Origin of the sequence: Marinobacterium weihaiense, from assembly GCF_019061305.1 — a bacterium.
GTDB classification, from domain to species: Bacteria; Pseudomonadota; Gammaproteobacteria; order Pseudomonadales; family Balneatricaceae; genus Marinobacterium; species Marinobacterium weihaiense.
On sequence record NZ_JAHQZT010000006.1, the window covers coordinates 42673 to 54962 of the forward strand.

The window sequence follows — 12290 nt, forward strand, 5'->3', positions numbered from 1 at the left end:
CCATGCAAAGGCTGGCAGGCCGCGTGCAGAGCTCAGCCCTGCTTCTTGACGAATTTGGTCAGGATAACGATGCGTTGCCCCTCGACACGGCCCTCGATCTGTTCAGGGTTGTCATGTACCAGGGAAATGTTGCGCACCGCCGTGCCGCGCTTGGCCGTCAGGCTGGAGCCCTTGACGTTGAGATCCTTGGTCAGGGTCACGGTATCGCCCGCTTCCAGTACCGCTCCATTGCTGTCCAGGTGGCGCACCACCTCCTCTTCCGACAGATGATCACCGCTTGCCTGTGCCCAGGCCAGAGTTTCATCGTCCAGGTACATCATGTCCAGCAAGTCCTGCGGCCAGCCTTCGCCACGCAGACGGTTCAGCATGCGCCAGGCCATGACCTGCACGGCCGGCACCTGACTCCACATGCTGTCGTTCAGACAGCGCCAGTGGTTGGGGTCCACCTGATCCGGGTTTTCAACCTGGTTGCGGCAATTGCCACACAGGAGAACCGACTGATCAACGCTGTCCTCTGCAGCCGGTGGCACGGCAAAGACGGCTAGATCGTCCGTTGCACCACAAAGTTCACACTTGGATTCGCTGCGGGTATGCAGAGCCTGTTCGGTTGTCATGATCGACCCTCCTGAATAATGAAGCGGCGCATTATGCCAGAACCCGCGCACTTTTTGTGGCCATGAACACAAAAGGCTGCCCACAGGCAGCCTTTTGATCACGATGCGACGGCACCGCTATCAGTCTTCGAAGAAGAACTTCTCTTCACCGAAAGCCGGCTTGAGATGATTCAGCCAGGTGGCATTTTCATCATAGGCAGCAAAGAACGGACGTTGAACCCAATCCGGGTTACGGCCCTGAATGAAGCGCAACACGAACACCTTCTCGCCGTTGATCTCGGTCACCCCCTGAATTTCCACCTTGCCCGGCGTGGCGGACATGGACGGGCCACGGGCGGTACGGGCAATGCCGCTGACCTGCTTCATGGCATCACGGTAGGTATTCCAAGCCTGCGCCAGCGGCACTTCGAAATAGTGCTGGGCACCGGTGTCGCGCTCAACAAACATGTAGTACGGCTGGATACCCAGTTCCACCTGAGTCTGCCACATCTTCGCCCAGTCGTTGGCTTCGGTGTTGATGTGGTTCAACAGCGGCCCCTGACTGCGGATATGAGCACCGGTTTCGCGAATACGTGCCACCGCCTGACGGTGGATATCGGTTTCCATCTCGCGCCAGTGGTTATAGTGCGCCATGAACGCCAGGTGCTTGCCGGCGGCAATGATTTCGCTGAACAGCGCCATCAAGTCATCGCTGTCCTCATCGGTCACGAAACGATATGGCCAGAAGGTCAGCGCCTTGGAGCCGATACGGATGGTACGGATGTGGTCGAACTCTGGCTCCAGCAGCGGTTCCAGATAGGCACGCAGATTCTTGGTCTTCATCACCATGGGATCCCCCCCGGTGATCAGCACATCAGTCACTTCAGGGTGCTCACGCAGGTAATCGCACAGCTGACCCGACTCCTTCGCCGCGATTTTCAGCGACTGGTCACCGACAAACTGTGCCCAGCGGAAGCAGAAGGTACAGTAACTGTGGCACACCTGACCGGAGCTGGGGAAGAACAGTACAGTCTCGTTGTACTTGTGCTGGATACCGTTGACCGGCTCGCCATTGACGCGCGGAATGTTGTGTTCCATCTGCCCCGCCGGATGCGGATTCAATGCCTGGCGCACCTCGTTGACCACACGCTTGATCTCGGCCTTGTCTTCGGTCGCCAGAGCCGCTTCCACGGCGTCGAAATGCTCCGGCTTGAGCATGCCACGCTGCGGGAAGGTCAGCTGAAACATGGGATCGTTGATGGCATCATCCCAGTCGATCAGCTGATCGATCACATAGTTGTTGACCCGGAACGGCAGCACGGATGCAACCACTTCCATCTCATGCTTGAGCTGGGAGGGAAGTCGTTGCAACTGCTCAATCTGCTGCAGGTGACGTGCGGTGTAAACCTTGAACGCCGGGGCGTCGACTTCGGCAATCTGGACAGCATCGATCGGTGTGTGTGAATTCATGGGCTCCCTTGCAAACCTTGGTTAAGAAACAAAAAAGGCACGGCACCAGCTTGGCACAGCACTGTGCAAATCAGATGAAAAGGAGACACTCGGCAAGGCTGATGCGTTTGCACCACCCTGTCGGGAGGGGGCGCATGCCTAACATGCGCGACGGCACCACACAAGAGGGTGCTGCCTGAAGAACAGCAGGAAACAGGCAGGATAAAACCTATAAAAACCGCGATTACCCGCTAAAAACCTCCGATCTAGCTGAGTGACAATCAACCGCTATTGTCCTACAGGGCCGGATGAGGGTCAAGAAAAGTACCATCAGGGTGCCGGCGGCACAGCCAACCAATTGATTTCAATAGCCGTGGCTGCTCCGATCACGACATGACGCAGGTCAGGAGGCAGCATGGCCCAGCCGGGACTGACCTGTACCCGGCCGCCCATGATCTCGGCACGTTTTTGCGGCAACAGGGGGGTCTGTGTCGGGTTGGCAAAGCCGTCGGGCCACAACGGCTGATTAGTGGCGGGATCGTACTTGTCACTGGCGCCCAGGGTGTGCAGAAACTCGTGCACGGCGATAAGATTATTGCGCGGCTGATAATCAATGCCCGCAAAACCGTTCACCAGTCCTATCTGCCCGCGCTGCAGTCCCAGCGAATGGCGCGGCATGTCGACCGGACTGCCCGGCAGATGATAGTTGATGAAAATCCGGGCATCGGCCTCCCCCGGCGCAGTATCATGGCGCCACACCCACAGGCGCATGCGCAGCGACCAAAACACGGCATCGACAATGCTGGGATCGTCCGGCACCTGTGGCGGCGTCGCCTGAATGGGCGGGGCCAGCATCACCTCCACCGGCTGTGCCAGCGCCATCCGGTAGCGTGCTGCTTCACGACTGAAGAAGGTTTCGATATCGGTGAAGTGGTCCTCGCGTAACTGATCGATGTAGGCCTGCGTCAGCGGCAGCCCATCGGCGTTGACCGGGTAAATAGCCACGCGAACCGAATCCTGCCACCAGACCTGGTGCGCACGCCCCAGCCAGATGTTGGCCAGGAGCAACAGCAGGATCAACAGCAGCAGCCCTTGAATGATTCTGAGCACAACGAGTCTGGTCATCCGTTTCAACCGAAAAGTCCAATGATCACAGCATAGCGCAGCGCCTTGCCCAGAGTAATGGCGATTAGACTGGCGATCACGCCCAGCCGCAGCCAGCCAGCCACCAGACACAGAGGATCCCCGATGATCGGCAGCCAGGCCAGCAGGAGACCCAGCGGGCCATAGCGTTCCAGCCAATCACGGGCCTGCCGGTGGCGTGGGTTGTCCAGTGCGCGCAGCGGATAGCGGGTGGCAATCCAGCGCCCCATGGCGAAGGTCAGCAGGCTGCCGAGCACATTGCCCGTCGTGGCACTGAGCCACAACAGGCCAGGCGAGGCGTTTTCTTGTCCCAGCTGCCAGGCCAGCAACGCTTCGGACCCGCCCGGCAGCAGAGTAGACGAGATCAGCGCACTGATAAACAGCGCCAGCGGCCCCTGCAGCGCTTCGATCACATGTCCAGGCTCTGACGAATGCAGCGCAGCAGGCCGTACTCGTAACGCCCTTCCAGCGCTTCATGCACCTGCTTGAGTGAGTCACCGAATTGCTGGCGACAGAAGCGCATGGTCTTTTCGATCTCTTCCCGCTCCCCGGCCGGCAACTCGACCACCTCATCGACACTGATTTGACGCTGGCGGATTCCCTGGGCCAGATGGCCGTAAATCACATTGGGCGACAGCTTCTGTTGCCGCGCCACCTGCTCGACCGTCATACCGCTGCGGTACAGCAGCAACGACTGCTCCGCCTGGTCGCTGCCGTCATCGTCATTACGATTATGTTCGGCAATCAGATCCAGGAACGGCTGGCCATATAGATCCAGCTTGCGCTCCCCCACCCCGCTGAGCCGGCGCAGCTGCTCGCCACTGAGCGGCCGATACAGCACCATCTCCATCAGGGTGGCATCGTGGAAGATGACATAGGGCGGCACATCCTGTTCCTGCGCCAGCTGCTTGCGCAGAGCCCGCAGGGCATCCCAGAGACGGTTTTCTTCTGCATCCAAACGCTGCTGGGCCACGGCACTGCGGCCCTTGCCACTGCCGGCCGAGGGCGCTTTCTGGCGCAGATCACGGCGCAATTCCAGCGTTTCCTCGCCCTTGAGCAGCGACCGGCAGCTCTCGCTCAGATGCAGCACGCCAAACCCCTGGGGGTCCACATTGAGGTAGCCGCGTGCCACCAGCTGGCGGAACACCGACCGCCACTGCTGGGCATCCAGGTCCTGGCCGATGCCCCAGACCGACAGCTGCTCATGACCGCGCTGTCGTGTCTTGTCATTGGACTGGCCGCGCAGGATATCGATGATGTAGTTGACGCCATACTGCTGACCGCTGCGGTACACCGCCGACAACGCCTTGCGGGCCGCCTCGGTGCCGTCCCAGGTCGGAACCGGTTCCAGACAGGTGTCACAGTTGCCACAGGGCAGGTGGTCGCGCTCGCCAAAATACTCCAGCAGCGCCTGGCGCCGACAACTGGTGATTTCGCACAGCCCCAGCATCGCTTCCAGCTTCTGCCGCTCCACCTGTTTCTGCGCATCTTCGGCCCCTGACCCTTCCAGCATCTGGCGCAGAAAGATCACATCCTGCAGGCCGTATACCATCCAGGCATCCGCCGGCAGACCGTCTCGCCCGGCACGGCCGGTTTCCTGGTAGTAGGCCTCGATGGAGCGCGGCAGATCCAGGTGCGCCACAAAGCGCACATTGGGCTTGTCGATGCCCATGCCGAACGCGATGGTCGCCACCATGATGACCGGTTCTTCGGTCAGAAAGCGGTGCTGGTGGTGCTGGCGCAGTCCGGCATCCAGACCAGCATGGTAGGGCAAGGCATTGAAGCCGCGCTCGCACAGCCAGGCGGCCGTTTCTTCTACCCGCTTGCGTGACAGGCAGTAAATGACCCCCACATCCTGTGGGTGTTCTTCACGAATGAAACGCAGCAGCTGCTCGCGGGCACGGTTCTTCTGACCGATGCGATAGCGGATATTGGGACGATCGAAACCGCAGACAAAAGCGCGGACCTCTGTCAGCTCCAGTCGGTCCACGATTTCCTGCTGGGTACGCGCATCCGCCGTGGCCGTCAGGGCAATGCGCGGCACCCCCGGAAACAGTTCACGTAGCCGGTTCAACTGCATGTATTCGGGACGGAAGTCATGCCCCCACTGGGAGACGCAGTGGGCTTCGTCGATGGCAAACAGGGCCAGCCGGCACTGGCTGAGCAGGTTTTGCGTGCGCGGCTGCTGCAGCCGCTCCGGCGCCACATACAGCAGGTCGAGTTCGCCGCTGCGCAGCTGCTGCTCGGTTTCCTGCAGCGCGTCCAGGCTCATGGAGGAGTTGAGGCACCCGGCACGGATGCCCAGCTGCGACAGAGCACTGACCTGATCCTGCATCAGCGCGATCAGCGGTGAAACCACGATGCCACACCCCTCACGCACCAGCGCCGGCAACTGATAACAGAGGGATTTGCCGCCACCGGTGGGCATGATAACCAGGGCATCTCGGCCCTCGATCAGGGTAGCCACGACCTCATCCTGAGGATGGCGGAAGGACTCGAAGCCGAAGACATCGGCGAGTATTTGTCGGGCGCGTTCAATCATGGCCGGCATTATCCGTGATCCCCCGGGTGAAGTCATCCCGCAACCGTATCCCCGGGCCCCGGTTCGCGTTAGAATCCAATTTGTTTCTCTTATGCGGATGCGCTGTCATGACTGCCAATATTGCCCTGATCACCGAAGAAGAACTGGATCGTCTGGAAGAGTTTCTGTTCTCGCCAGCGGTCTCCGATGAAGCCCTGGACCTGATTGGTGCCCACGGTTTTCTGTGTGCCCTGAATATCAGCCCGGATGCCGTGCCCGAAGCGGAATGGCTGGAGCAGCTATTTGACGGCAAACCCGAGTGGTCCTCGGCCGCCGAGCAACAGGAGATCACCGAACTGCTGCGCAAGCTCTACCGCACCATCGGCAATGATCTCTATAACGATCAGGAAATCCTGCTGCCCTGCGAACTGAGCCTGGAACCGGAAGACGGCGAGGAAGGCACCGAGCTGACCATTTGGGCCCAATCGTTCATGGAAGGTGTATTTCTGAAAGAAGACGCCTGGTTCGGTCAGGATGAAGAGACCGTTGCCGGCCTGCTGCTGCCGATCATGGTCGCGTCCGACCTGTTTGAAGATGAAGATGTGGTGGAAATCAGCAAGGACCGTTCGCTGCGCGAAGAAATGTGCGTACAGATTCCGGAAGTGCTGGTCGACCTGTACCTGCACTTCCATGCCCCGGATAAGTAAGCCAGGCCTTGCAGCGGCCATCGAGGCCGCTGCCTGTCTTCAATAGGTGACTTTCAGTGAGCGTCCCTGACCCAGTACACGAATACGGTCACCCGGATTGAAGAACTGACCGTTCTCCACCTCCTGCACCACCGATAGCACACGTCCCGAGTCCAGGCGAAGGGTAATTTCCTGCCCCTGACGCCCGGTTGCCGCCTTCTCCACACGCTGACCGATCAGGCCACCGGCGACAGCACCGACCACGGTCGCCAGAGTGCGCCCGCTGCCACCACCTATTTGATTGCCGGCGATACCGCCGACGATCGCCCCGGTACCACTGCCGACCACCCCGTCATCACGGCCTTCAATGCGCACAGCCGTCACTGACTGCACCGTACCATACTGCACCGTTTGCGCCTGACCGACCTGACTACGGCTGTAACTGGTGCCGTAGAGCCCCTGTTGCGCACATCCACTCAGAAGGGTCACGGCCGATAACACGGCCACAGCCATCACTCTATTCATCGTCATGTCTCTACTTGATCTTCAAAACCAGTTGACTGATCAATGCCCAGACCAGTTCCTTCAGTTTGCGATGCCAGGGTCGCTTTGACCACTCGGCTGCGGTAATTTCGGCACATTGCTCAAGGTCAGCCAGCATCAGCTGCTCGACCTGACGTGTCAGGTCGAGCTCCACCACTTCGACGTTGGCTTCCAGGTTCCAGCGCAGGTTCCAGTGGTCCAAATTGCAGGATCCAAGAGACACCCACTCATCCACCAGTCCTACCTTGGCATGCAAAAAGCGTGGCTGATATTCGAAAATACGCACCCCCGCATTCAGCAACCGACGGTAATAACGCTTGGAGGCATGATAGACCCAAAACTGGTCAGTGTAAGGCCCGGCCACCAGCATGCGCACATCGACCCCACGCCGCGCCGCTCGCCGCAGCGCCGATCGGATTGAAAAGGACGGCATGAAATAAGCCGTCGCCAGCCAGACTCGCTCACTGGCAGCGTTGACGTGGTTTAGAAAAGCGACCTTGATGTCCTGCTGGTATAGTCCCTGCACCGTGGTTACCCGCATGAGCGCCCGTCCCCGCTCCGGCTGGGCGGACGGTGGCGGCAACTGCTGGCCGGTGCACCTGAACCATAGCCGGTTATAGAGGCGGGCCAGATCAGCCACTACAGGGCCTTCAACGGCGCACATCACCTCATGCCAGGGACAACCGGCCCGCTCCGACAACCAATATTCATCCGCCAGCCCGGTACCACCTATGAATGCCAGGCGCTCATCCACCAGCATCAGCTTGCGGTGATCACGGGCAAAGTTGCGGGTCAACTTGTTCAGTTGCAAGGGGTTGTACACCACCAGCCGCACCCCGGCCGTTTCCAGTCGCTGGCGGTCGGCGCGACTCAGGTGGCGCCCGCCGAAACCGTCGATGATCAACCGCACCTGCACACCACGCCGGCAGGCATCCGTCAGCGCCCGAATGAAACGGTCCATGATCTTGCCGGAAATGACCAGGTAAAACTCCAGCTGCAGACTGGAGTGCGCCTGCTCGATGGCAGCCAGCATGGCGGGGAAAAATGCCTCCCCGTCCACCATCAGCTCGACCCGATTACCGCCACGCCACTGGAACCGCTGCCGCATGTCCTCTGCCTCCCACTACATCTGGCGCTGCCCGTACAGCTGGGCATACAGCCCCTGCTGATCCAGCAGATCATCGTGACTGCCTTGCTCAATGATATGGCCATCTTCAAACACGTACACACGGTCCGCCTGCTTTACGGCACTGAGCCGGTGCGCCACGATCACCGTGGTGCGGTCACGCAGAAACTCGGACATCGCCCGGTGCAGTGCATGCTCGGTCTGGGTATCCAGCGCCGAGGTGGCTTCATCAAGTATCACCACCGCCGGGTCCGACAGCACCATGCGGGCAATCGCCAAGCGTTGGCGCTGACCGCCGGACAGGCGCACGCCCTGGCGCCCGACCAGGGTATCCAGTCCCTGTTCCAAACCGGTGACAAAGTCTTTCAGCTGGGCCACCTCCAGCGCCTGCCACAGCGTCTTATCATCGGCATCACGCCCCATGGTCAGATTGTCGCGCACCGTGCCGTTGAACAACGCCGGCTGCTGCAGCACCGTGGCCACATGCTCACGCACCCGTTCCAAACCTATGCGTTGCACCGGCACGCCGTCAAAGCAGACCTCGCCCCGCTGCGGCGGATAGAGCCCCAACAGCACCTGCACCAGAGTCGACTTGCCACCACCGCTGGCGCCCACCAGAGCGACTTTTTCACCGGCCGGGATATCCAGTGAAATGCCTTTCAACACGTCCTGTCCCGGGTAATAGCTAAAGTGCACGTCGCGCAGACTCAGACTCACGGTCTTGCGCCCTTCGAACGGGTTCTGCAACTGCGGATAGCGCGGTTCGGCCTTGAGCGCCTGCAAACGGTTGACCCGCTCCAGGGCCGCGCGAGCACCGAACCACGCATACTGCATGCCTAGCACCTCCTGCACCGGCCCCATCATGAACCAGAGGTAACCGAACACCGCCATCATCTGCCCCACCGATAGATCGGAAAACACCACCATCAGCATGGACACGGCCCGGAACAGGTCAACGCCGATCATGAACAGCATGAAGCTGAAACGGTTGGCGGCATCGGAGCGCCACTCGAAGCTGGTCGAGTGATCGCGCACCTCCCGTGCCCGATCAGTCAACTGCACCAGGTAATGTTTCTCCCGGTTGGCAGCACGGACCTGCTGAATGGCATCCAGCGTTTCCGTCAGCGCCGACTGAAACAGTTCATACGCGGAGTTTTCTCGCGCCTTGAGGTGCTTGACCCGCTTGCCCACGGCCATGGTCATCCAGATGACAAAGGGATTGAGAAACAGAATGAACAGCGCCAGCTGCCAGTGCATCCAAATCAAAATCACGGCGGTCCCGATGATGGACAGCACTGCGACCAGAAACCGGCTGACCGAACTGCCGACAAAGCGATCAACGGTATCCAAATCGGTGACGAAGTGAGACGCCACGCTGCCACTGCCCAGCGTTTCGTACTCCGCCATGGAGATGCGCTGCAAGCGTTCGAGAAGGCCAACACGGATGCGGTAGATCACATCCTTGGAAATGATGGTGAACTGGCGCGCCTGCAGTACGTTCAAGCCGATGGCCAGCAACCGCAACAGCACCGTCAGCACCAACACGGCACCAATGTAAAGCGGCGCGCCCTGCCAGCCTTCGGGAAAGAGTGCGTTGACACTGGCAACCACGACGCCGGGCTGTTCAAGCAGCACCTCGTCCACCAGCAGCGGCATCAACAGCGGCAGGGGCACGCTCAGCACTGCCGCCGCAATGGCAATCAGGTTGGCCAGAATAAGCTCGCGCTTGTGGCCAAGGGCAATATTGAAGATATAACGCCAGGTATAACTGGATGGAGATGACTGGGACACCCGAAGCTCCTTGCAACACACGACATCGTAAGGGCTCTTGCAGAGCACTGCCTGGCCGCTTGTACGTGCAAACGGCCAAGCCTGATGTCAATGTACGCCAGCCTCGGATATAAAAACACCCGCCAAGGCGGGTGTTATGAATCGCGTGGTGCGCCGAGCTCAGTTGCCGGCCGCTTTCAGCATGGCATACAGCTGGTCCTTGAGGTGCAGGCGCTTGAGCTTGTATTCCTCTTCGGTGTGAGTCGCCACCGGCTCCACCTCGGTTTCCATGCGCTCCACATCACGGGTAACCTGATGGTATTCGTCAAACAGACGGGCAAAGTGATTGTTTTCCATTTTCAGGGTGTGAATCTGATCGCGGTATTCGGGCAGCTCATGGACCAGATCGTGATGTTCGATTGTCATATGTGTAACGTCCTGAAGTTGTTGTCGCTGTGTACATTCACTATCCTGCAGACAGGTCACCGGGTCATTGACCGGTATCAACAGCGGCACGCGGAGGCCCAATGATTCATACTCACGTAATGTTTAACACGCCGGTTGGCCCCATCACCCTGCAGGCTGACAACCAAGGGCTGTGCCGGGTCGACTTCGGCCAGCGCGCCCCCGCGGGCACGGACGAGCCCAGCCATCCGGTACTGAAGCGGGCTTGCGACCAGTTATCCGATTACTTTCACGGCCTGCGCACCGCATTCGACCTGCCGCTGAACCCGGTCGGCACGCCCTTTCAGGGCGAGGTCTGGACCGCGCTGCAACAGATTCCGCACGGCCAGACCCGCAGCTATGCCGGCATTGCGCGCATGATCGAGCGTCCCAAGGCCTTCAGAGCCGTGGGCATGGCCAACAACCGCAACCCGATTTCGATCATCATCCCCTGCCACCGCGTAGTTGGAAGTGACGGCAGCCTCATCGGCTACGGTGGCGGCCTGGAGATCAAACTGAAGCTGCTGCAGCTGGAACAGGTACCACTGCAACTGCATGAACAGCTGCCCCAGTGCCGCGTCTGCCCTGAGGCGGTCGACAATCCACCTTAGGAGACTCGACCTTGGCGCCGAATAACGGTAGCTTATGCAGCCCACGACCTGCGTAGAGTGAAGCTGCCACCCATGGATACCCTGACCCTGCAGCCGCTGGCCCACGCCGACGGCGCCGTTCAGATTCCGGGCTCCAAGAGCCTGTCTAACCGAATCCTGCTGCTTGCGGCCCTGGCCCAGGGCAAAACCCGCATCACCAATCTGCTCGACAGCGATGATGTACGCCACATGCTCACTGCCCTAAAGGCACTGGGCGTGCACTATACGCTGGCTGATGACCGTCGCAGTTGTGAGTTGGAGGGACTGGGCCGGTCATTCAGCGCCGAACAGGCTCTGGAACTGTTTCTGGGCAACGCCGGCACCGCCATGCGCCCGCTCTGCGCCGCCCTTTGTGCCAGCCAGGGCGAGTTTACCCTGACCGGCGAACCGCGCATGTACGAGCGTCCCATCGGCGATCTGATCGATGCCCTCCGCCCCTTGGGCGCACAGGTCGAGTATCTGGGTGACGAAGGCTACCCACCGCTGAAAATCCGTGCCCGGGGCCTGCAAGGGGGTGAAGTCAGCATTCGCGGCAATATCTCCAGCCAATTCCTCACCGCGCTGCTGATGACCGCCCCGCTGGCCGAGAGCGACCTGGTGATCAATGTGGACGGTGAACTGGTGTCCAAGCCCTACATCGACATCACGCTGCACACCATGCAGCTGTTTGGTGTCGAGGTCGATAACCAGAATTATCAACGTTTTGTCATCAGGGCCGGGCAACAGTACCGCTCCCCGGGCGAAGTCATGGTGGAAGGTGATGCGTCTTCAGCGTCCTATTTCCTGGCCGCGGCGGCCATTGCCGGCGGCACCGTGCGCGTGTACGGCGTGGGCTCCGACAGCGTGCAGGGTGACAAGGCCTTTGCCGAGGTGCTGGGCAAGATGGGCGCACAGGTCAGCTACGGCCCCACCTGGATTGAAGTCAGCAAAGGCGAACTCAAAGGCGTGGATCTGGATCTGAACGCTATTCCCGATGCGGCGATGACCATCGCCACCACCGCACTGTTTGCCGAGGGACCGACCGCCATTCGCAACGTCTACAACTGGCGCGTCAAGGAAACCGACCGCCTCAGCGCCATGGCGACCGAACTGCGTAAAGTGGGTGCGGAGGTCGTGGAAGGCGAGGATTTCATCGAGATCACGCCGCCGGCGCAGGTACAAAGTGCCGCCATTGACACCTATGACGACCATCGCATGGCGATGTGCTTCTCGCTGGCCGCCTTTGGTGACGCCCCGATCACCATCAATGATCCGGGCTGCACCCGCAAGACCTTCCCGGAATACTTCGACCTCTTCGCTCAGATTACACGCTGAGCCGCCTCATTCACTGGCGGAGCGAGCTCCCACTGGGCTAAACCATATGCC

Annotated in this window: 12 protein-coding genes; 3 read left to right on the forward strand and 9 right to left on the reverse strand. The window is 60.2% G+C overall.

The genetic code is table 11. The features are described from left to right. Positions 1–32: 32 nt before the first annotated feature. From KTN04_RS05995 to recQ, 5 genes are all read right to left on the reverse strand, one after another. The gene (locus tag KTN04_RS05995; protein WP_217334317.1) at positions 33–614 is read right to left on the reverse strand and encodes a PhnA domain-containing protein; all 582 of its coding nucleotides are present in this window, start codon (positions 612–614) and stop codon (positions 33–35) included. Positions 615–734: 120 nt separating this feature from the next. After that, positions 735–2063 (reverse strand): KamA family radical SAM protein, encoded by a 1329-nt coding sequence (locus tag KTN04_RS06000; protein ID WP_217334318.1) that lies wholly within the window; start codon positions 2061–2063, stop codon positions 735–737. A 309-nt stretch (positions 2064–2372) separates the two neighbouring features. Continuing rightward, positions 2373–3167, reverse strand: coding sequence for a hypothetical protein (locus KTN04_RS06005; protein ID WP_217334319.1), 795 nt, complete (start codon positions 3165–3167; stop codon positions 2373–2375). Positions 3168–3172: 5 nt separating this feature from the next. Beyond that, positions 3173–3598: a YqaA family protein gene (locus KTN04_RS06010; RefSeq protein WP_217334320.1), complete on the reverse strand. Its 426-nt coding sequence runs from the start codon at positions 3596–3598 to the stop codon at positions 3173–3175. Further along, the gene (recQ, locus tag KTN04_RS06015; RefSeq protein ID WP_217334321.1) at positions 3595–5727 is read right to left on the reverse strand and encodes a DNA helicase RecQ; all 2133 of its coding nucleotides are present in this window, start codon (positions 5725–5727) and stop codon (positions 3595–3597) included. The genes KTN04_RS06010 and recQ overlap by 4 nt, the downstream gene beginning before the upstream one ends. A gap of 107 nt (positions 5728–5834) precedes the next feature. Here recQ and KTN04_RS06020 point away from each other — a divergent pair, with 107 nt between their 5' ends. Then, positions 5835–6413: a YecA/YgfB family protein gene (locus KTN04_RS06020; RefSeq protein WP_217334322.1), complete on the forward strand. Its 579-nt coding sequence runs from the start codon at positions 5835–5837 to the stop codon at positions 6411–6413. A gap of 39 nt (positions 6414–6452) precedes the next feature. On the opposite strand, the gene KTN04_RS06025 is transcribed toward KTN04_RS06020, so the two are convergent. The 4 genes from KTN04_RS06025 to KTN04_RS06040 form a co-directional block, all read right to left on the reverse strand. Next, positions 6453–6917 (reverse strand): outer membrane lipoprotein, encoded by a 465-nt coding sequence (locus KTN04_RS06025; protein ID WP_217334323.1) that lies wholly within the window; start codon positions 6915–6917, stop codon positions 6453–6455. Between the two features lie 10 nt (positions 6918–6927). Beyond that, the gene (locus KTN04_RS06030; RefSeq protein WP_217334324.1) at positions 6928–8043 is read right to left on the reverse strand and encodes a phospholipase D-like domain-containing protein; all 1116 of its coding nucleotides are present in this window, start codon (positions 8041–8043) and stop codon (positions 6928–6930) included. A gap of 15 nt (positions 8044–8058) precedes the next feature. Continuing rightward, positions 8059–9852 (reverse strand): ABC transporter ATP-binding protein, encoded by a 1794-nt coding sequence (locus tag KTN04_RS06035; RefSeq protein WP_217334325.1) that lies wholly within the window; start codon positions 9850–9852, stop codon positions 8059–8061. 159 nt (positions 9853–10011) lie between these two features. After that, positions 10012–10257, reverse strand: a complete 246-nt coding sequence (locus KTN04_RS06040; RefSeq protein WP_217334326.1) for a YdcH family protein — start codon at positions 10255–10257, stop codon at positions 10012–10014. Between the two features lie 101 nt (positions 10258–10358). Between KTN04_RS06040 and KTN04_RS06045 the strand changes: the two genes are divergently transcribed. Together KTN04_RS06045 and aroA are read left to right on the forward strand one after the other, a co-directional pair. Continuing rightward, complete coding sequence (locus KTN04_RS06045; RefSeq protein ID WP_217334327.1) at positions 10359–10886, forward strand: methylated-DNA--[protein]-cysteine S-methyltransferase; 528 nt, start codon at positions 10359–10361, stop codon at positions 10884–10886. A 72-nt stretch (positions 10887–10958) separates the two neighbouring features. Further along, positions 10959–12239: a 3-phosphoshikimate 1-carboxyvinyltransferase gene (gene aroA / locus KTN04_RS06050; RefSeq protein WP_217334328.1), complete on the forward strand. Its 1281-nt coding sequence runs from the start codon at positions 10959–10961 to the stop codon at positions 12237–12239. Positions 12240–12290: the final 51 nt, after the last annotated feature.